This is a genomic window from Streptomyces sp. NPDC051243 (assembly GCF_044455405.1).
Lineage (GTDB): Bacteria > Actinomycetota > Actinomycetes > Streptomycetales > Streptomycetaceae > Streptomyces.
Window position 1 is genome coordinate 59,866 of the sequence record NZ_JBITES010000015.1, and the last position, 19,566, is coordinate 79,431.

16 protein-coding genes are annotated in these 19,566 nt (G+C 71.2%); 6 read left to right on the forward strand and 10 right to left on the reverse strand.

What is annotated here, in order from left to right; translation table 11 throughout:
* Positions 1 to 140: 140 nt before the first annotated feature.
* Together ACIBAG_RS33480 and ACIBAG_RS33485 are read right to left on the reverse strand one after the other, a co-directional pair.
* Positions 141 to 1,385: a sensor histidine kinase gene (locus ACIBAG_RS33480; RefSeq protein WP_399110326.1), complete on the reverse strand. Its 1,245-nt coding sequence runs from the start codon at positions 1,383 to 1,385 to the stop codon at positions 141 to 143.
* A 6-nt stretch (positions 1,386 to 1,391) separates the two neighbouring features.
* Positions 1,392 to 2,045 carry a response regulator transcription factor gene (locus tag ACIBAG_RS33485; protein ID WP_007385219.1) on the reverse strand — a complete coding sequence of 218 codons (654 nt, stop codon included), beginning with the start codon at positions 2,043 to 2,045 and terminating at the stop codon, positions 1,392 to 1,394.
* 417 nt (positions 2,046 to 2,462) lie between these two features.
* Between ACIBAG_RS33485 and ACIBAG_RS33490 the strand changes: the two genes are divergently transcribed.
* Positions 2,463 to 2,636: a hypothetical protein gene (locus tag ACIBAG_RS33490; protein WP_399110327.1), complete on the forward strand. Its 174-nt coding sequence runs from the start codon at positions 2,463 to 2,465 to the stop codon at positions 2,634 to 2,636.
* A gap of 71 nt (positions 2,637 to 2,707) precedes the next feature.
* Here ACIBAG_RS33490 and ACIBAG_RS33495 read toward each other — a convergent pair whose 3' ends face one another.
* On the reverse strand, positions 2,708 to 3,523 hold the full coding sequence (locus tag ACIBAG_RS33495) for an inositol monophosphatase family protein (RefSeq protein WP_399110329.1): 816 nt from the start codon (positions 3,521 to 3,523) through the stop codon (positions 2,708 to 2,710).
* A gap of 8 nt (positions 3,524 to 3,531) precedes the next feature.
* Positions 3,532 to 4,659: a ferrochelatase gene (locus ACIBAG_RS33500; protein ID WP_399110331.1), complete on the reverse strand. Its 1,128-nt coding sequence runs from the start codon at positions 4,657 to 4,659 to the stop codon at positions 3,532 to 3,534.
* Between the two features lie 219 nt (positions 4,660 to 4,878).
* Here ACIBAG_RS33500 and ACIBAG_RS33505 point away from each other — a divergent pair, with 219 nt between their 5' ends.
* The 3 genes from ACIBAG_RS33505 (at position 4,879) to sepH (ending at position 8,898) form a co-directional block, all read left to right on the forward strand.
* Positions 4,879 to 6,117, forward strand: coding sequence for an MFS transporter (locus ACIBAG_RS33505; protein WP_399110333.1), 1,239 nt, complete (start codon positions 4,879 to 4,881; stop codon positions 6,115 to 6,117).
* Positions 6,077 to 7,396, forward strand: a complete 1,320-nt coding sequence (locus tag ACIBAG_RS33510) for a D-arabinono-1,4-lactone oxidase (protein WP_399110334.1) — start codon at positions 6,077 to 6,079, stop codon at positions 7,394 to 7,396. Before ACIBAG_RS33505 ends, ACIBAG_RS33510 begins: the two co-directional genes overlap by 41 nt.
* 461 nt (positions 7,397 to 7,857) lie before the next feature.
* Complete coding sequence (gene sepH, locus ACIBAG_RS33515; protein ID WP_399110336.1) at positions 7,858 to 8,898, forward strand: septation protein SepH; 1,041 nt, start codon at positions 7,858 to 7,860, stop codon at positions 8,896 to 8,898.
* Positions 8,899 to 8,989: 91 nt separating this feature from the next.
* On the opposite strand, the gene ACIBAG_RS33520 is transcribed toward sepH, so the two are convergent.
* Positions 8,990 to 9,841, reverse strand: coding sequence for a sulfurtransferase (locus tag ACIBAG_RS33520; RefSeq protein ID WP_399110338.1), 852 nt, complete (start codon positions 9,839 to 9,841; stop codon positions 8,990 to 8,992).
* Between the two features lie 295 nt (positions 9,842 to 10,136).
* On the opposite strand from ACIBAG_RS33520, the gene ACIBAG_RS33525 reads away from it, so the two are divergent.
* On the forward strand, positions 10,137 to 10,940 hold the full coding sequence (locus ACIBAG_RS33525; protein WP_399110339.1) for a VOC family protein: 804 nt from the start codon (positions 10,137 to 10,139) through the stop codon (positions 10,938 to 10,940).
* A gap of 135 nt (positions 10,941 to 11,075) precedes the next feature.
* On the opposite strand, the gene ACIBAG_RS33530 is transcribed toward ACIBAG_RS33525, so the two are convergent.
* From ACIBAG_RS33530 to ACIBAG_RS33550, 5 genes are all read right to left on the reverse strand, one after another.
* Positions 11,076 to 14,024 (reverse strand): amino acid adenylation domain-containing protein, encoded by a 2,949-nt coding sequence (locus ACIBAG_RS33530; protein WP_399110341.1) that lies wholly within the window; start codon positions 14,022 to 14,024, stop codon positions 11,076 to 11,078.
* The gene (locus ACIBAG_RS33535; protein ID WP_399110343.1) at positions 14,021 to 14,929 is read right to left on the reverse strand and encodes an LLM class flavin-dependent oxidoreductase; all 909 of its coding nucleotides are present in this window, start codon (positions 14,927 to 14,929) and stop codon (positions 14,021 to 14,023) included. Before ACIBAG_RS33535 ends, ACIBAG_RS33530 begins: the two co-directional genes overlap by 4 nt.
* Before the next feature lie 101 nt (positions 14,930 to 15,030).
* Complete coding sequence (locus ACIBAG_RS33540; protein WP_399110345.1) at positions 15,031 to 16,401, reverse strand: DUF6002 family protein; 1,371 nt, start codon at positions 16,399 to 16,401, stop codon at positions 15,031 to 15,033.
* Positions 16,402 to 16,433: 32 nt separating this feature from the next.
* Positions 16,434 to 17,786 (reverse strand): MATE family efflux transporter, encoded by a 1,353-nt coding sequence (locus ACIBAG_RS33545; RefSeq protein ID WP_399110346.1) that lies wholly within the window; start codon positions 17,784 to 17,786, stop codon positions 16,434 to 16,436.
* Complete coding sequence (locus tag ACIBAG_RS33550; RefSeq protein ID WP_399110348.1) at positions 17,783 to 18,571, reverse strand: thioesterase II family protein; 789 nt, start codon at positions 18,569 to 18,571, stop codon at positions 17,783 to 17,785. The genes ACIBAG_RS33545 and ACIBAG_RS33550 overlap by 4 nt, the downstream gene beginning before the upstream one ends.
* 41 nt (positions 18,572 to 18,612) lie before the next feature.
* Here ACIBAG_RS33550 and fabD point away from each other — a divergent pair, with 41 nt between their 5' ends.
* On the forward strand, positions 18,613 to 19,566 hold the full coding sequence (fabD, locus tag ACIBAG_RS33555) for an ACP S-malonyltransferase (protein WP_399110349.1): 954 nt from the start codon (positions 18,613 to 18,615) through the stop codon (positions 19,564 to 19,566).

Below are 19,566 nucleotides of genomic sequence, written 5' to 3' on the forward strand. Positions count from 1 at the left end.
GGTCACATGATCACTGAGAGTAGATGGCTGGAAAACCGCCCTTGTGATCGATCACACACGGGGCTGCTCGCCGAGTGCCCAGAAAATTCCGCGCAAAGCGAACATCCCCGTGTGCCGGCGAAGTATCGGCGCACATGTTCTCAGATCGGGAGGGTGACTCGCATCACGAGACCTCCGCCCTCTCGCGGCTGCGCCGAGATGTGCCCGCCGTGCGCCCGCGCCACGGACCGCACGATGGACAGCCCGAGGCCCACACCCTTGTCGCTGCCCGTGCGCTCCGTGCGCAGCCGCCTGAACGGCTCGAAGAGGTTGTCGATCTCGTACGCCGGCACCACCGGCCCGGTGTTGGAGACGACCAGGAGCGCCTGCCCGTGCTGGACCTCGGTGGTGACCTCGACCCAGCCGCCCTCCGGGATGTTGTACCGGACGGCGTTCTGCACGAGGTTCAGCGCGATGCGCTCCAGCAGCACGCCGTTGCCCTGGACGACCGCGGGCTTCTGCTCGCCGCGGATGACCACGCCCTTGGCCGCCGCCTCCGCGTGCACCTGGTCGACGGCCTGCTCGGCCACCTCCGCGAGGTCCACCGGTTTGCGCTCGACGACCTGGTTGTCGCTGCGGGCGAGCAGTAGCAGACCCTCGACCAACTGCTCGCTGCGCTCGTTGGTGGCCAGCAGCGTCTTGCCCAGCTGCTGGAGCTCCAAGGGCGCGTTCGGATCGGACAGGTGCACCTCGAGGAGTGTGCGGTTGATCGCGAGCGGGGTGCGCAGTTCGTGCGAGGCGTTGCCGACGAAGCGCTGCTGGGCGGTGAAGGCCCGCTGCAGCCGCTCCAGCATCTCGTCGAAGGTGTCGGCCAGCTCCTTCAGCTCGTCGTCCGGTCCGTCCAGCTCGATACGGCGGGACAGGTCCGAGCCGGCCACGGCCCGCGCGGTGCGGGTGATCCGGCCGAGCGGCGACAGGACACGGCCGGCCATGGCGTAGCCGAAGGCGAAGGCGATGATCGCCAGGCCGAGGAGGGCGAGGAGGGAGCGGCTGAGGAGATCGTCCAGCGCGACCCGGCGCCGGCTGTCGATGCAGGCGCTGATCGCCTCGTTGAACTGGGAGATGGTGAGGCCCTCCCGGATCGCGGGGCAGTCCTCGCTCGTGACCTGGAGCTTGCTGCCGTCCACGATCTTGAACGGGGGTTCGTTGCCCGTGTTGATCGCCTGCGCGGCCAGCAGATAGATGATCGACAGCAGCAGGATGCCGGCGATCAGGAACATGCCGCCGTACAGCAGGGTGAGCCTTATCCGGATGGTGGGGCGCAGCCACGGGAAGGGTGGCTCCGCCCTCCGGGGGTCCCAGGTGGGCTTGGGGGGCGCCTGGGGAGGCGCGGGAGTCGCTGCCATGGTCGATCAGATCCGGTAGCCGGAGCCGGGCACGGTGACGATGACCGGCGGCTCGCCCAGCTTGCGGCGCAGCGTCATCACGGTGACCCGCACGACGTTGGTGAACGGGTCGGTGTTCTCGTCCCAGGCCTTCTCCAGGAGCTGCTCGGCCGAGACGACCGCGCCCTCGCTGCGCATCAGCACCTCCAGGACGGCGAACTCCTTCGGCGCGAGCTGCACCTCCTTGCCGTCGCGGAAGACCTCGCGGCGGTTCGGGTCGAGCTTGATGCCGGCGCGCTCCAGGACGGGCGGCAACGGGACGCTGGTACGGCGGCCGAGGGCACGCACGCGTGCCGTCAGCTCGCTGAAGGCGAAAGGCTTGGGCAGATAGTCGTCGGCGCCGATCTCCAGCCCTTCGACACGGTCACTGACGTCGCCGGAGGCCGTGAGCATCAGCACGCGCGTGGGCATGCCGAGTTCGACGATCTTGCGGCAGACGTCGTCGCCGTGCACCAGCGGGAGGTCGCGGTCGAGGACGACCACGTCGTAGTCGTTCACGCCGATGCGTTCCAGGGCGGCCGCACCGTCGTACACGACGTCGACGGCCATGGCCTCCCGGCGCAGTCCGGTGGCCACCGCATCGGCGAGCAGTTGCTCGTCCTCGACGACGAGTACGCGCACGTCGCTTGTCCTTCCTGTGTCCACCCGCGTAGCGCTTTCCGGCGCGCGGGCAGGGTTTGTCGATGGGGGTTCCTGGCCTCCATCCTGCCCTTTTCCGCCATAAGTCGGCGGTAAGACGGGTGTGCGGACCATGAAGGACGGGTGTGAAGCCCGGGAATGCGAGATTTTCTCTTCCGGTTGAGGTTTCCGTGGATGGGAGCGGGGGGAGGACGGCTTGTACACCCCGCGATCACGCTCTGCATGTACCGCAACACCATGCGGTACAGCGCAATCCGCTTTCCGCAGAGCGGGTGTGGGTGTCCGGCACCGTCGCCGCCCAGCAGGGCAGCGCTGGGCATCTACTGGAGACGTGATCGCCCCTTCCGAACGGCACACCCCCGTGCCACCGACCCACGACCCAGGACGAGGGGGCGCAGCATGGACGCATTCACCGCAGGACTTCTGCAGCGCATAAAGGCGACCGAGTCCGACCTGACGCGGGCTCGCAACGAGGGCGACGACTTCCTCGTCGAGGTGGAGCAGGGCGAGCTCGACGACCTGCGCCGCCTCGCCGCCGAGCACGGTGTGGAAGTCGGCGCGTCTGGCGTCTGACCCGGCTTGTGAGCGGAAAGCGGGCCCCCGGCGAATCCAGCGCCGGGGGCCCGCTTCATGGTCTTGATCGGCTAGTCGTGCCAGGCCCCGAAGTCCTCCAACAGCCGCTGGAGCGGCTCGAAGACCCCCGGCGTGGCGGCGACCGTCAGATCCCATGACGGCCGCTCTCCGGGCCGCCCACCGGTCAGCGCGCCCGCTTCCCGGGCGATCAGGTCTCCCGCCGCCACGTCCCAGGGGTTGAGCCCGCGCTCGTAGTACCCGTCCAGCCGGCCCGCCGCCAGGTCGCACAGGTCGATCGCGGCCGAGCCGCCGCGGCGGATGTCGCGCAGCCGCGGGATCAGCCGCTGGGCCACGTCGGCCTGGTGGGTGCGGACCTCGGTGACGTAGTTGAAGCCGGTCGAGACCAGGGCCTGGTCCAGGGGCGCCGTGGGACGGCAGCTGAGCCTGCGCTCGCCCTCCCAGGGCCCCGTGGCCCAGGCACCACCACCGCGCACCGCGTGGTACGTCTCGCCCCGCATCGGAGCCGCCACGACCCCGGCGACCGTCTCCCCGTCCTGCTCGGCGGCGATGGAGACGGACCAGGTCGGCAGTCCGTAGAGGTAGTTGACCGTGCCGTCGAGGGGGTCGATCACCCAGCGGACGCCGCTCGTGCCCTCGGTGGAGGCGCCCTCCTCGCCGAGGAAGCCGTCGTCCGGGCGGCGCTCGGAGATCAGGTCGGTGATCAGCTTCTCGGCCGCGATGTCCATCTCCGTGACCACGTCGATCGGGCTCGACTTGGTCGCGGCCACCGCGAGGTCGGCCGGGCGGCCGTCGCGCAGCAGTTCTCCCGCGCGACGGGCGGCCTCCCGGGCCAGGGCGAGCAGGTCCGTGTGCAGGGCGTCGGTCACGGGGCTCCTCATGCGTAGGGGCTGTCGGCGCCCGCGGCGGCGGGCCGGGGCGCACGGGACGGGCAGCAGCCCACCGGGCACAGGTTGTGGCTCGCGCCGAGCCCGCCGAGGACGCACGGCGTGACCTCCTCCGCGCGCTCCACGGCGGCGCGCTCCAGGACGAGGTCGCGGACAGCGGCGGCGAACCGCGGGTCGTCGCCGACGGTGGCCGAGCGGCGCATCGGCAGGCCCAGTTCCTCGGCCTTGGCCTTGGCCTCCGTGTCGAGGTCGTAGAGGACCTCCATGTGGTCGGAGACGAAGCCGATGGGCGCGATGACCACGGCCGGCGCGCCCGCCTCCTGCCGCTCCTCCAGGTGGTCGCAGATGTCCGGCTCGAGCCACGGGATGTGCGGGGCGCCCGAGCGGGACTGGTACACGAGCTGCCAGGGGTGGTCGACGCCGGTGCGCTCACGGACCGCCTCGGCGATCAGCCGGGAGACCTCCAGGTGCTGCTCGACGTACGCGCCGCCCTCGCCGTGGTCCTCGACGGGGCCGGAGGTGTCGGCGGCGGCCGTCGGGATCGAGTGCGTCGAGAAGGCGATGTGGGCGCCGTCCCGGACGTCCTCGGGCAGGTCGGCGAGGGACGCGAGCACGCCGTCGATCATCGGCTCCAGGAAGCCGGGGTGGTTGAAGTAGTGGCGCAGCTTGTCGATCCTGGGCAGTTCGAGGCCCTCGGCCTCCAGGGCCGCCAGCGAGTCGGCGAGGTTCTCGCGGTACTGGCGGCAGCCCGAGTAGGAGGCGTAGGCGCTGGTGGCGAGGACGAGGATGCGACGGCGGCCGTCGGCGACCATCTCGCGCAGGGTGTCCGTCAGGTACGGCGCCCAGTTGCGGTTGCCCCAGTAGATCGGCAGATCCAGACCGTGCTCGGCGAAGTCCTTGCGGAGGGCGTCGAGCAGGGCGCGGTTCTGGTCGTTGATGGGGCTGACCCCGCCGAACAGGAAGTAGTGCTCGCCGACTTCCTTGAGGCGTTCCTTGGGGATGCCCCGCCCACGGGTCACGTTCTCCAGGAACGGAATCACGTCGTCCGGCCCCTCGGGGCCGCCGAAGGAGAGCAGGAGCAGGGCGTCGTAGGGGCTGGCATGGCGCGCGTCTGGCATGGGTCGATCCTGTCATCCGGTACTGACAGCCGGGAAACGGCGGGGTGACCACCCGGGTTCCCGGTTCGTCCGGACGGGTGCGTTAGGGTCACCTAACTCGTAAGCTGTATCGGCCGCCCGCGCGCCTTACCGCACCAGCCCTGAAGTGCCCTTGCGTCACCCCTGAGTTGCCCCCAAGCCACCGCAGTCCCGCGCTGCTTCCGCCTGACCGGAGACCTCGTGCCCAGCCCCTACCGCGCCCTGTTCGCCGCCCCTGGCACCAGGGCCTTCTCCGCCGCGGGTCTCCTCGGCCGGATGCCGCTGTCGATGATGGGCATCGGCGTGGTCACGATGGTGTCCCAGCTGACCGGGCGGTACGGCCTCGCCGGCGCCCTGTCGGCCACCATCGCGCTCGCCGCGGCGGTGGCGGGCCCGCAGGTGTCGCGGCTGGTCGACCGGTACGGGCAGCGGCGGGTGCTCCGCCCCGCGACGCTGGTCTCCCTCGTGGCGGGGGCACTGCTGCTGTTCGCCGCGCACTACGGGTGGCCGGACCGGGTGCTGTTCGTGGCCTGCGTCGGCATCGGGTGCGTGCCCAGCGTCGGGGCGATGATCCGGGCCCGCTGGGCCGCGCTGTACCGGGGGACGCCTCAGCTGCACACCGCGTACTCCTTCGAGTCCGTGGTGGACGAGGTCTGCTTCATCTTCGGGCCGATCATCTCCATCGGGCTGTCCACGGCGTGGTTCCCGGAAGCCGGGCCGCTGCTCGCGGGCTGCTTCCTGGCGGTCGGCGTGTTCTGGCTGACCGCCCAGCGGGCGACCGAGCCCGCGCCGCATCCGCGCGAGAAGCGCGGTGGCGGCTCGGCCCTGCGTGCCCCCGGGCTGCAGGTGCTGGTGGCCACCTTCGTGGCGACCGGAGCGATCTTCGGAGCCGTGGACGTGGTCACCGTGGCCTTCGCGGACGAGCAGGGCCACAAGGGCGCCGCGAGCGTCGTCCTCGCGCTGTACGCCGCGGGCTCCTGTGCGGCGGGCCTCGTCTTCGGACTGCTGCGCTTCAAAGGGTCGCCCGAACCTCGCTGGCTGCTGGGCATATGCGCGATGGCCGTGAGTATGATCCCCCTCCTACTGGTCGGAAACTTGCCGTTTCTGGCCGTGGCGCTGTTCGTTGCGGGCATGGCCGTCGCTCCCACGATGATCACGACCATGTCCCTGATCGAAGAGCACGTACCACGCGCGCAACTGACCGAGGGCATGACCTGGGTGAGCACCGGGCTCGCGGTCGGGGTGGCGCTCGGCTCCTCCGTGGCCGGCTGGGTGATCGACGCCGCCGGTGCGAGCGCCGGGTACGGGGTTCCGGCGGTGTCCGGGGCCGTCGCGGTCGCGGTCGGTTTCCTGGGGTACCGCCGGCTCAGCAGGCCGGCTCCGCGTCGGGGAGGCACCGTTGAGCAGCACAGCGAGCGGGAAGAACGGCACGTGGCGTAACTGGGGCGGCAACGTCGCCGCCCGTCCCGCGCGTGAGGTCACTCCGGCCTCCGTGGAGGAGCTGTCGGCGGCGATACGCCGGGCCGCCGAGGACGGCCTGAAGGTGAAGGCGGTCGGGAGCGGACACTCCTTCACGTCCATAGCCGCCACCGACGGCGTGTTGATCCGCCCTCAACTGCTGACCGGCATACGCGACATCGACCGGGACGCCATGACCGTCACGGTCGAGGCCGGCACCCCGCTCAAGCGGCTCAACATGGCCCTGGCCCGCGAGGGCCTGTCGCTCACGAACATGGGCGACATCATGGAGCAGACGGTCTCCGGCGCGACCAGCACCGGCACCCACGGCACGGGCCGTGACTCGGGCTCGATCGCCGCCCAGATCAAGGGACTGGAGCTGGTCACGGCCGACGGTTCGGTGCTCACCTGCTCCGACAAGGAGAACCCGGAGATCTTCGCGGCCGCCCGCATCGGGCTCGGTGCCCTGGGCATCGTCACCGCGATCACCTTCGCCGTGGAGCCCGTCTTCCTGCTCACCGCGCGCGAGGAGCCGATGCCCTTCGACCGGGTCGTGGCCGAGTTCGACGAACTCTGGGCCGAGAACGAGCACTTCGAGTTCTACTGGTTCCCGCACACCCGCAACACCAACACCAAGCGCAACAACCGCAGCGCGGGCCCTCAGAAGCCGGTACCGCGGCTCCAGGGCTGGTTCGAGGACGAGTTCCTCTCCAACGGCGTCTTCCAGGTGGCCCAGTGGGTCGGCCGCGCGGCGCCCGCCGGCATCCCGGCGATCGCCCGGATCTCCAGCAAGGCCCTCTCCTCGCGGACCTACACCGACATCCCCTACAAGGTCTTCACATCGCCGCGCCGGGTGCGCTTCGTGGAGATGGAGTACGCCGTCCCGCGCGCGGCCGTCATCGAGACGCTGCGCGAACTCAAGGCCATGGTCGACCGCTCCGGGATGCGGGTGAGCTTCCCCGTCGAGGTGCGCACGGCCCCCGCCGACGACATCACGCTGTCCACCGCCTCGGGTCGCGACAGCGCGTACATCGCCGTCCACATGGCCAAGGGGACCCCGTATCAGCGGTACTTCACCGCGGCCGAGCGGATCTTCACCGCGCACGAGGGGCGGCCGCACTGGGGCAAGGTGCACACGCGGGACGCCGAGTACTTCGCCCAGGTGTACCCGCGCTTCGGCGAGTTCACCGCGCTGCGTGACCGGCTCGACCCCGACCGCCGGTTCCAGAACGACTACCTGCGGAGGGTGTTGGGGGCGTAGCGCCCACCGGCCCGAGCCGGCGTTCGGCCAACCGCGCGGCAAGGGGACGTATGCGCGAAACCATTAGTTCCGTTTCGGCGGATTGCGTGAAGTACGCCACGTTGAAGATCGGACAACGGCTCAACGGTCGGCCGAGTCACGCTTCTTGCCAGAAGTTGGACGGCGTGCCAATCCACGCACGTGGCCCAAATGGAGTACTGTTGCGAGCCCTGGGTCCGGTCTCCCGCCAGGGCGTCCGTGGCCTTCAAGGACCGCCGGGAGGGGGCTAGTTGCACAGGGTGACGGAGTTGGTCACTTAGCGTTGCGAATAGGTAACCGTGCCATAACGGCGATCCAGGGCCCGCGCCCGACACGCCGGGCAACTCGGCAAGGTTGTGGCAGGCTGCACCCGGGCAGGCCACACTCGACTAGCGGAAGCAGCGACGCACGTGACGTCGGCAGGCACCACCCGGGAGGTCCCCATGCCCGAACTGCGTGTCGTGGCCGTCTCGAATGACGGCACACGGCTGGTGCTCAAGGCTGCCGACGCGACGGAGTACACCCTTCCGATCGACGAACGGCTGCGCGCCGCCGTGCGCGGCGACCGGCCGCGTCTCGGCCAGATCGAGATCGAGGTGGAGAGCCATCTCCGCCCCCGTGACATCCAGGCGCGGATACGCGCAGGTGCCACCGCGGAAGAGGTCGCCCAGCTCGCCGGCATCCCCGTCGACCGCGTACGGCGCTTCGAGGGCCCCGTCCTCGCCGAGCGCGCGTTCATGGCCGAACGTGCCCGCAAGACTCCCGTCCGCCGCCCCGGCGAGAACGCGGCCGGTCCGCAGCTCGGCGAGGCCGTCCAGGAGCGGCTGCTGCTGCGCGGTGCCGAGAAGGACTCCGTGCAGTGGGACTCGTGGCGCCGGGACGACGGCACCTGGGAAGTGCTGCTGGTCTACATGGTGGCGGGCGAACCGCACTCGGCGAGCTGGACGTACGACCCGCCCCGGCGGCTCGTCCAGGCCGTCGACGACGAGGCGCGCTCGCTGATCGGCGAGTCCGACGACCTCGCGGCGCCGGAGCCCAGCTTCCCGTTCGTGCCGCGGATCGCCCGGCTTCCGCGCGAGCGTTCGATGGACCGTGCCCTCGACCGCGTCGACCGGCCGAGCCTGCCCGCGCAGGCCTCCGAGCCGGCCGAGGAGACCACGGAGGAACGGGACTCGCTGACCAGCCTGCTGGAGGCGGTGCCCAGCTTCCGCGGCGACCTGGTGGTGCCGGAGCGCCCGTCCGAGCCCGACGTGGAGGAACCTCCCGCCGAACCGGCCGCGGAGGAACCTCCCGCGCCGGCCGCCTCGGCCGGTTCGGCCTACGCGGACGTCCTTATGCCCCGCTCCGTCGGCAGCCACCGCGACCGTCTCATCGGCGCCACGGACCGCCAGGCCGAAGCGGACGGCGTCCGCCCCGGCCGCCGGGCCGCCGTCCCGAGCTGGGACGAGATCGTGTTCGGTACGCGCCGGAAGAAGCAGGAGTAGTCGGTCGTACGGCTGCCCAGGCGGCCGTACGAGGACGAGGGCCGCGTGGGTCGCAACGCGGCCCTCGTGCCGTTCGGGGCGGTGCGGCGCCCTACTGCGGATCCGGTCCCACGGCCACCGGCCGGGACGGATCCGACGACCACTCCGACCACGAACCGACGTACAGCGCCGCCGGAATCCCCGCGACCGCCAGCGCCAGCACCTCATGGGCGGCGGAGACGCCCGAACCGCAGTACACGCCGACGTCCGTGCCCTCGGACGCGCCCAGCGCCGTGAAACGGGCCCGGAGTTCCTCGGCGGGCAGGAAGCGGCCGTCCGCGCCGACGTTGTCGTTCGTGGGGGCGGACACGGCACCCGGGATGTGGCCGCCGACCGGGTCGATCGGCTCGACCTCGCCGCGGTACCGCTCCCCCGCACGGGCGTCCAGCAGCACCCCGGACCGGGCGAGCGCCGCGGCGGCGTCGGCGTCGAGCAGCCCCGTCGCTCCCGGCGCCGGCTCGAAGTCGCCCTCCGCCGGGGTCGGCACGGACGTCTCCAGGGGTCCCTCCCAGCTGGGCAGTCCGCCGTCGAGGACCCGCACATCCGGGTGCCCCGTCCAGCGCAGCAGCCACCACGCGCGTGCCGCCGCCCAGCCCTGACCGCCGTCGTACACGACCACCGGCGTCCCGGACGACACGCCCGCCCGGCGCATCGCCGCGCCGAATCCGGCCAGGTCCGGCAACGGGTGGCGGCCGCGCGAACCGGGCGTGGCGGCCAGTTCCCGGTCCAGGTCGATGTAGACCGCGCCGGGGATGTGCCCGGCCTCGTAGGCCTTCCTGCCGTCGAACGGGGGCTCACCGGGCGTCCTGGCCAGGGTCAACTGCCAGCGGACGTCGAGCAGCACCGGCGGGTTCTCCCCCGCCGTCGCGCTCGCGAGTTCGGATGCGGAGATGATGGCGTTCATGGCGACCATCCTTGCGCACGGGGTGGCCGCATCGGCTCGCTCCGGATACTCTGCCCGCCGGACAGGCCCGATCACGAGGCGTACGGGACCGGGCACATGCTGTACAGACGATCGACATCCGTCGGCAATCGCACGGAAACGGGCGGTAAATCGCACACCGGGCATCCTCCGGGCACCGGCCGCCGTGCGCGGCGCGCCCGCAGCGCGCGCGGCCACGGGTGGTGCGAGCATCGGCACGGGGGTCCGGACAGCGGAAGCGACACGGCCACCGCGAGGGACCGAGGAGAGAGTGACCATGACCGAGGCACGGGGGTCGGCCGGCCCGAACGGCGCGACGCACGCCCGCCACGCGCCCGGCACGCCCTGCTGGGTGAGTCTGATGGTGCACGGCCTGGCCGCGACCCAGGAGTTCTACGGCGCGCTGTTCGGCTGGGAGTTCCAGCCCGGCCCCCAGCAACTCGGCCCCTATGTGCGGGCCCTGCTGAACGGCCATGAGGTGGCCGGCATCGGCCAGCTGCCGCCCGACCGCCACCTCCCCATCGCCTGGACGCCCTACCTCGCCTCGAACGACGTGGACCTCACCGCCGAATCGGTACGGCTGTGCGGCGGCACGGTCGGTGTGGGCCCGCTGGACGCCGGCGAGGCCGGCCGGATGGCGATCTGCTCCGACCCCTCAGGCGCCGTCTTCGGGATCTGGCAGACGGCGGCCCACCTCGGCACGGCCGTCACCGGCGTGCCCGGCACCCCCGCCTGGAACGAGCTGCTGACCTTCGAGTCGGTGAACGTGGCCAAGTTCTACGAGTCGGTGTTCGCCTACGAGGAGGAGCCGGTCGTCTCCGCCGACCTCGACTACGTCGCCCTGCACATCGACGGCCGCCCGGTCGCCGGCATCCACGGCGTCGGCAACGCCCTGCCCCGGGACCGGGGCCCGCACTGGATGACGTACTTCGAAGTCGCCGACACGGACGAGACGGTGGCCGAGATCGTCCACCTCGGCGGCCATGTGCTGCGGCCGGCCCACGACAGCGCCCACGGCCGTGTGGCGACGGTGGCGGACCCGGAGGGGGCTCGGTTCTCCGTCATCGAGAACCCGCACTGACGACGCCCGGAGCAGAGCCGCGGGACGCGGCCGTGGATCAGGCCGGCCGCACCGGCAGTACCTCGGGCGACGCCACACCGCGCCGCCGCGCGTGCGCCGGGATCGTCGACCATGCGCGCGAGTCGGTCCATCCGCCTACGGCAGGACAGCCGCGTCGGACAGCAGCACGTCATGCAGACGGCGGACGCAGTCCGTGGCCACCGCGCGCGGGTCCCACTGCAGCTCGACCGCCACACCGTGATCCGTCAAAGGCCTTGCTTCCAGGTGCAGTTGGAAGGGAGACGCGAGCGGGGTGACCGGAACGCGGCGGATCTTCCGGCCGGGAACCCGGAGCGTGGCAGGGGCAACGTTCTGGTACGTCATGGCGGCCTGGAAGACGGGGGGCGTGCCCGGTCGCCGCCCCGCCGTCGGGGCCAGGCCCATCAGGTCCTGCATGGAGAGCGGGACCTGGGAGACGGACCTCAGCCACTGCTCTCGCACGTCCCGGTTTCCCGGGAACCGCACAGGGACAGGGCGCACGAAATACCCGACGGCGTCCTCGTCCACCTCCTCCCGGCCCGCGTAGTAGGAGCCGACGCAGAAGTCGGGTGTCCCGGTCACCGTGCGCAGTGCCGTGGCGAACCAGGTGAGGAGGCCGGCGTGCAGGTCTCCCCCGGCCGCCGAGCCGAGCCGCTGCGCTTGGTCGGCGGACAGCGTCCAGCGCAGGAAGTCGGCGGTTCGCGGGCTTTCGGGGTTGCCGGGTTCGAGGTCGAGGGAGCCCGATCCCTTGAGAAGGTCCGTCCAGTGGCTCCGGGCCGCCGCCAGTTCGGCCTCGCTCCGCTGCGGCTCGAGGTACACGCGGTCGCTCACCGGCTTTTTCAGGCCACCTGCGAGCGCGGTTGCGAAGTCGCGGGCGATCACTTCTTCGGACCAGCCGTCGCAGGCGATGTGGTGCACGACGAAGGTGACGTGGGTGCCGGTGCCGGAGCGGGTGACGAAGCACCTGGCGGGCGGCTCGGACTCCAGGTCGAAGGGGCTGGTCCAGGCCGGGTCGACCTCACCCTCGGGCGGGCTCTGCGCCCACGTTTCGGCCGAAGCGCTGTCGCTGGGGAGCAGCTGCGCCCAGAGCGCGTCCTCCTCGTACCGGTACACCGTCCGCAGGGCAGGGTGGCGTGCCAGGAGTGCGCTGAACGCCGTACGCACCACGTCCTCCGGTACGGCGGGCTCCACCGCGTAGGAGCTGACCAGGAATTGGGCGGGGTCGCCGGGGAGCATCTGCTCGCGGAGCCAGATGTCGAAGCGGCCGTCCGTGACCCGTGCCCGGCGGACGGGTCCAGCGGCGGTCTCGGCGCGCACGGCCACCGCCGCCTCGGCCATGGCACGCGGTGTACGGCCGCGGTGCAGGGCCTCCACGCCGACGGATAGGCCGTGCAGCCGGCGCAGCCGGCTGACCAGGCGCATGCCGAGCAGGGAGTTGCCGCCGTGGGTGAAGAAGTCGTCGTCGGCGCGGACCTGCCGCCCCAGCAAGGACGTGGCTTCCCGTATGCAGGCCCCCAGTGCGGTGAGGGGTTCGGCTGTGTGGTCGGCGGCAGGCCGCACGGGGGGCAGGGCGTTGCGTGCGATCTTGCCGCTGGTGTTGACGGGCAGGGCGGCGATGGGGACGAAGGCCGCGGGGATCATGGGTGTGGGCAGCAGTTCGGCGAGGGCGGTGCGCAGCGTGCGCTCGTCGGGCCGCTCGCCGTCACGGGCGACGTAGTACGCGGCGAGGAACGACTCCTCCCCTTCCTGCTGGACGGCCACGGCCGCGGCGGTCACCCAGGGCAGGGAGTTCAGTGCGGCTTCGACCTCCTCGAGTTCGATGCGGTGGCCGTTGACCTTCACCTGGTTGTCCATACGGCCTGACACGACGAGGTCTCCGGACGGAGTGCGCCAGGCGATGTCGCCGGTGCGGTAGAGCGGTCCGCCGGGGTCGAGGGCCGGAAGGCTGACGAAGCGGCGGGCGGTGAGGTCCGGATCCTTTACATAGCCCTTCGCCACCCCGTGCCCGCCGAGGAGCAGTTCGCCCGGTTCGCCGTCCGGGACCGGGACGAGTTGCTCGTCGACCACGTAGGCCCGGGTGTTGGCGATGGGCTGCCCGACGTGGATCTCCGTGGGATCGTCCGGAACAGTCCAGCAGGTGGACCACACCGTGGTCTCGGTGGGGCCGTACATGTTCATCACGACGTTACGGCCGAGGGCTTTCAGCCCTGTGGCGAGAGCGCGGTCCATGGCCTCGCCGCCCACCAGGACCAGGTCGAGACGCGCCATCGCCGCACGTGCCGTCGGGTCGTGGAGCAGCATGCGGAAGAACGTCGGCGTGCCCTGCATCGCGGTGACGCCGTGCCGGAGGATCAACTCGTGGGGCATGGCCGGTGGACCGCCGTCCGGCAGGGCCAGTTCCCTGGTCTCCGCGGTCTCGGCCAGGACCACCGGGATGCCTCGGCTCGCCGTCCACAGCAGTTCGAGGACGGCGATGTCGAAGGTGACCGCCGTGATCGCGAGCCACACGCAGGGTTCCGGCAGGGGGATCTCGGCGTCGAGGGCGAGGAACAGATTGGCCAGGTTGGCGTGGGTCACCTCGACTCCCTTGGGGACTCCCGTGGAACCCGAGGTGAAGATGACGTAGGCGCTGTCGGTGCCGGTGATGGCGGGCAGCGCTGGGTGCGGATCCGAGCGGAGCAACTCGTCGACGTCGACGTGCATGATGTCGTGGCCGAGGCGGCGGTGCGCATACGGGGCGTTGGTGAGCAGCGCGGCGCAGTCCGCCCGGCGCAGGGTTTCCGCGGCGCGTTCGGCCGGGCCGGTGCCGTCGACCGGCACGTAGACGAGACCGGCCCGCATGATCCCGAGCAGAGTCATGACGAGCTCTGGGGAGCGGGAGACGAGGACGCCGACCCGCTGCCCGGGCCGCAGTCCCCTGCGGAGCAGGCCCGAGGCGACGGCTGTCGCACCGGCGTCGAGCTCGCCCCGCGAGACGGTGCGGTCCCGGTAGGTGAGGGCGGGGGCGTCGGGGGCTTCGGCCAAGCGCGCGGCGATCGCGTCCGGGGCGAGTGTCTGCTGTGTCACCTGGCACCTTTCTCGAAACCGCGTACCACGGGGAGGGCTTCGGCAGCGATGCGCTCCAAGGTCCGCACGTCGGCGGCGAACGGCGCCGATCGACGCGGGTAGTGGACGACGAGGTCAGTGAATCCCCGTTGCGCGCAGCGGCCCGCAAAGTCGACGAACCGGTCGACCGAGGCGAGCGGTTCATCGCCCACGACGCTGCCGTTGATCAGCCGGGAGAGTTCCGCGGGGTCGCGGTCGAGGCCGGCGCAGGCCTCGTCGAGCCGCTCCTGCTGTCGGCTCACCAGGTCGAGCCCCTCGGCCTCGGGCACCTGCCCGAACCTGCGCGGGTCCCCGTTGGTGATCCAGATCTGGGCGTGCTCCGCGGCGAGCGCCAGGCCGCGCGGGCCGGTCGCCGCGAGGGCGAAGGGGATTCGCGGGCGCTGGACGCAGCCGGGCTCCATGCGCACGTCCACGGCGGTGTAGTAGGTACCTCGGTGGGTCGTCGCGGGCTGCCGCAGCAGCAGGTCTGCCGTCTCCACGAATTCGCGGAACCTGTCCTGCTTCTGCCCTGCGGTCAGTTCGGGGCCGCCGAGTGCCGTGGTGTCGTGTCCACCCGCGCCGGCCCCGATGCCCGCCACGAAACGGCCACCGGACACGTCGTCCAGGGTCATGACGTCCTTGGCCCAGGTCACGGGGTGCCGGAAGGTGGGCGAGGCAACCAGGGTCCCGAGGGTGATCCGCTCGGTCACCGCAGCGGCCGCGGTAAGGGTGGGGATCGCGCCGAACCAGGGGCCGTCCCGCAATGACCGCCAGGACAGGTGGTCGTACGTCCACGCGTGGTCGAATCCCATCTCCTCGACCTCGCGCCAGATCCGGCGGGCCTCGCTCCACCTGTGTTCGGGCAGCACTACGACGCCGACACGCATGTCTTCTTCTCTTTCGAAGTCTGTTCTTCCGGTCGCCAGAGGGGTCGGGCCGGAGGCCGCCGGATCGCGGCTTCCGGCCTCGTGGCATCGCCGCCGGCCCCTCAGGCGGACAACGACTCGACGATCACGTCGCTGAGTTCGTCGACGTCGGTGACGGGGTTGACTGCGGCCTCCTCCAGCTCGGTGAAGTCCGCGGTGTGGTAGCTGCCGCTGCCGTGGACGACGATGTCCTCCCCGGCGGCGAGGAGTCCGCGGTCCGCCGCGTTGAGCACGCCGGTGAACGCCATGACGAGGGACCACTCGCGCAGTTGCCGCGGGTCGGCCGGCAGGGTGATGCCGGCGGCGCCGAGCAGGGCCCTGATCTGCGGGTAGCGGCTGAAGCACTCGTGGAGGGAGACGACGATGCCATCGCCGCCCTGACGGTGGATCAGCCCGGACATCTCCTCGGCGGTGACCGGGGTCTGCGTGTAGAAGGTGGTTTCCAGCGTCTCCCCGGGGTCGGCCGTCACGGCCGGGAAGTGCGGATCGGCGTCCTGCCGGTGCAGACCCGTGGCGGCGTCGTAGGTGAACGCGGGCACGCGGGTGCGTGAGAAGTCGCCGCCCCGCAGGTGCAGGACCATGTCGGGGGTGTCCAGGTGCTGGACGAGCAGGTAGCGCGGTGCCGCGCCCTCGGACGCGAGCAGGTGGCGATGGCCGAACGCGTGGCCGAGCAGGCCGTAGGCGCTGGAGACGGCGTGCGCGTGGAGGCGGCCCCGCTCCGGGGCTGGGCCCAGGGTGTCCTGCTCCACGAGGGCGCGCAGGGCGTCGGCCATCTTGTAGTTGGCGATGGCGAGGCTGTACCAGATCCGGTAGCCGGTACGGCTCTCGGTCTCCGCACCGAACTTGTCGACGAAGGACGCTGCCAGGTCCTTCACGGAGGCCCGCTGCGGCCCGTCGTAGGTGATGACCGGGTTCTGCGCCCGCCGGTCGGTGTCCTGGCTGAGAGGCGAGGACCAGAGCTTGCGGCGCGCCGCGCCGGGGACGACCACGGCGATGCGCAGTTCGTCGCCGGTGACGAGGCCGCAGTCCACGGCCCGCTGGACGGCGTCGCGCAGGGCCGTCGCCTTGTTCGCGGAGGATGGCGTGATGATCGCTATGCGCTCGCCGGTACGGCGGATGTGGTGGACGGCCCGGGCCACCATGAGCAGCGACGCGAACGTCTTGGTCGTACGGGTCCCCGGGTTGCTCATCATGTTCAGCAGGGTCAGCGAGTGCCCCTGGTAGACGTCGAGTTCGTGGACCGACACGTCGGAGGCGGCCAGATAGCGGCGCAGGTCCTCGGTCAGCGGCGGGAGTTCGAAATCCGGCTCGAAGCCGGGGTGCCCCGGGGCGGCCTCCGCGGCCAGCAGGCGGGCGGCCTCGCGCGCCCTGTCGTAGTAGCGCGCGAGGACGTTCTCGACGCGGACCGTGCGGGGGGTCTGGCTAGCACTCATGAAGATCGCTTCCGGTCGGAGTGGGGTGGACATCAGGCGGCGGGGCCGGGTTGCTCGGGGGCAAGGCGGGCGCTGTGCCGGTGGAAGATGACGCCCTTGGTGATCGCCTGGAGGAGGTTCGCGCAGATCAGCGCGGACCACAGGGCGGTGAGCCCGCCGGCGTCGGCCACCGGGACGGCGCTCAGGCACAGCAGGCCGAAGAAGACGGCGGTGGAGACCAGGCTCGGGAAGGTCCGCTTCAGCCCGAGCATGCCGAAGCCGGCGATCGCCTGCAGAGCGTCGGTGACCACCACGGCGAACACGAGGGGGAGCTGGTCCTCCAACTGCGGCCGCAGGGAGGCGTCTTCGCTGAAGAGCGGGACGATCCAGTGGCCGAAGACCACGAGGACGAGACCGAGGGTGCCGACGCCGCACAGCGCGACCCCGCCGCCCGCGAGGACACTGCGGCGGGCCCCGGCGACGTCGGCGTCGCATGCCGAGCTCGCCACGATGGGGACGGTCGCCTGTCCGATCGCCACGGCGAGCGTGTAGATCAGGTTGACCAGGGTCTCCGACACCCCGTGCACGGCGGCCTGTTCGGTGCCGAGCCGGGCCGCGGCGAACGTCAGGACGCCGAGGACCACGAACTTGATGAGGACGGTCCCGGCGAGCGGGATGCCGACTCTTGCGAGCCGGAATACCTGAGGCAGGTCGGGTCGTCCGGGGCGCAGGGACTGGCCGGCCAGCACCGGGAGCCGGTGCAGGGCGAGCTGGACGCGGACTGTGGTGACGAGGCTGGACGTCAGCATGGCGATGCCGGCGCCGTTCAGCCCCAGGGCCGGAAGGGGTCCGGTGCCCGCGATGAGGCCGATCGACAGCAGCACGGCGACGGCGGTGCCGACGAGTCCGGCCCGCATGACGAGCTTGCCCTGTCCGAGGGCGACCAGGACGGAGATCGCGGAGGCGCCGACCGACGTGGACAGCACGGCGACGGCCAACAGGTAGGGGAACGCTCCGAGATGGTCGAGGGTGGATTCGGGGACGCCGGTCACGCGTCCGATGACCGGCACCCCGGCCACGGCGACGGCGCCGAGCAGGCCGACGATGAACCCCAGCCACATGCCGTTGCGGACCAGCGGAGCCATGCCGTCGGGGTCGTCCTCGTGCTGGCTGACGAACGGCATGACGCCGCGCAGGGCGCCGGTGACGGTGGCGGTGGCGGGGCTGTAGACGGCGATGGTCACGGCGAACGCGGCGAGCGAGGACGTCGCGTGTCTGCCGAGCAGGGCGGTGTCCACCAAGGCGCCGGCGGAGGACGTGACCATCGTGAGGTAGAGCGGTAGCGCGGTCTTCGCGATCCTGCTGAAGGGGTTCTGCCGCCGTTCGGTCGTGGCGGTTTCAGTCATGAGATTTCCTGTCGGTTCAGTCCGCTTGCTTTCTGCTCCCGGACCCTTGCTTTCCGCGCCAGCGCCCGGTCGAATGAAGTGGTTATGACGGTCGCCAGTTCTCCTTCCGAACCGAACAGGTAGAAATGACCGCCGGGCCAGGAATGGCCGTTCACCGCATGGCGGAAGTACTCTTCCCAATGGCGGGTCTCGACCCCGTCGAGGAGCGGGTCGGCGCGGCCGTGGAATATCTCCGCGACCGTGTCCAGCGGGGCTTGGGTGCCGCATACGTACGTATCGACGAGTTCCAGATCGGGGCGGATCACTTCCAGCAGGTAATCGACGACGTCCGGGTCCTGGAGCAGTTCCTCGGGCGTACCGCCGAGGTCCCGCATGAAGTCGACGAGGCGTGCGTCGTCCCACAGGTCGCGCCTTGTCCGCGCGAGGGGCGAAAGGCTGGGCGGACGTACGGCGGACAGGCCCAGCCAGGTGACCGGGGTGCCGCGTCGCTCCAGTTCGGCGGCGAGCTCGAAGGCGACCACCGCTCCCATGCTGTGCCCGAACACGGCGTCCGGCAGGACACCTTGCGCGTCGAGGGCGTCGAGGCAGAACCCGACGGCCTCCCCCGCGCTCCGGCACGGCTTCTGCCCGAGGGACGCCCCCCGGCCGGGAAGGTCGGGCGTGAGCGTCCTGAATTTCCCTCCCAGTGATTTCGCGAGTTCCCGATAGGCGATTGCCGAACCGCCGGCATGATGCAGAATCAACATCACAGGCAATGGCGAAACTGCCGCATCGTCAGGATTCAAGGATTGCCTCCCGGATGAGCGGGGTGGTACAAACTTGTGTCATGAAACGAATCGCTGTCGTTTACCCGGGTCAGGGCTCGCAGGTTCCAGGAATGGGAAAGGATGCGGCGGAGGCGCGCCCGGACCTCTCGCGAAGTTATTACGAGGCGGCGGACGACATACTCGGGCTGCCGCTCAGCCGTATCTGCTTCGAGGGCGACGCGGAGCAGTTGCGCGACACCGCGGTGACCCAGCCCGCGATCTTTCTCACGAGCCTGGTGTTCACCCGGCTCCTGGAGGAGCAGGGGGTCGTGCCGGACGTGGTCGCCGGCCACAGCCTGGGCGAGTACGCGGCGTTGGTGACGGCCGGGGTGCTCGACTGGACGGACGCGCTGCGCCTGGTCCGCCGTCGCGGCGAGCTGATGGCGGCGGTGAACCGCCGTACACCCGGCAGGATGGCCGCCGTGCTCGACCTCGGTGCGGACCGGATCGACGAGCTGTGCGCGGAGGTCACACGGCAGGGGCGGGGCACCGTGCAGGTCGCCAACTACAACTCCGCGACGCAGACCGTGGTCTCCGGAGACGCCGGCGGCGTCGAGGAGTTCGCCGCCGCCGCGCGCCGGGCCGGCGCCCAGCATGTCGTCGACCTCAAGGTGGGTGCGCCCTTCCACTCGGTGTTCATGAAGGAGATCGAGGCCGAGTTCGCCGACGATCTGGCGGGCGTGCGCTTCGCCGAGCCGGCGCTGCCCGTCGTGGCGAACGCGACGGCCGGGTACGTGGAGACGGCGGAGGCGGCCCGGGAGCTGCTGCGCCGTCAGCTCGCCTCTCCGGTCCTGTGGACACAGACCGTGGAGCTGCTCGTCGCCGCAGAGGTCTCGGCCCTGCTCGAAGTGGGCCCCGGGCGCGTGCTGTCGAACATCGCGCGTGCCTCGGCGCCCGGGCTGCCCGCCCTGCCCGTGGGAACGATGCGTCAGCTCGACAAGGCCGTGACGCAGGTGTCCGCTGTCACCGTGTGA

Bases quoted from the DNA above. Each gene is read 5' to 3' on its own strand.
- ACIBAG_RS33540 (WP_399110345.1), bottom strand. From the start codon at position 16,401: ATGAGTGCTAGCCAGACCCCCCGCACGGTCCGCGTCGAGAACGTCCTC.
- ACIBAG_RS33520 (WP_399110338.1), bottom strand. From the start codon at position 9,841: ATGAACGCCATCATCTCCGCATCCGAACTCGCGAGCGCGACGGCGGGG.
- ACIBAG_RS33535 (WP_399110343.1), bottom strand. From the start codon at position 14,929: ATGCGTGTCGGCGTCGTAGTGCTGCCCGAACACAGGTGGAGCGAGGCC.
- ACIBAG_RS33490 (WP_399110327.1), top strand. From the start codon at position 2,463: ATGGACGCATTCACCGCAGGACTTCTGCAGCGCATAAAGGCGACCGAG.
- ACIBAG_RS33545 (WP_399110346.1), bottom strand. From the start codon at position 17,786: ATGACTGAAACCGCCACGACCGAACGGCGGCAGAACCCCTTCAGCAGG.
- ACIBAG_RS33500 (WP_399110331.1), bottom strand. From the start codon at position 4,659: ATGCCAGACGCGCGCCATGCCAGCCCCTACGACGCCCTGCTCCTGCTC.
- ACIBAG_RS33525 (WP_399110339.1), top strand. From the start codon at position 10,137: ATGACCGAGGCACGGGGGTCGGCCGGCCCGAACGGCGCGACGCACGCC.
- ACIBAG_RS33480 (WP_399110326.1), bottom strand. From the start codon at position 1,385: ATGGCAGCGACTCCCGCGCCTCCCCAGGCGCCCCCCAAGCCCACCTGG.
- fabD (WP_399110349.1), top strand. From the start codon at position 18,613: ATGAAACGAATCGCTGTCGTTTACCCGGGTCAGGGCTCGCAGGTTCCA.
- sepH (WP_399110336.1), top strand. From the start codon at position 7,858: ATGCCCGAACTGCGTGTCGTGGCCGTCTCGAATGACGGCACACGGCTG.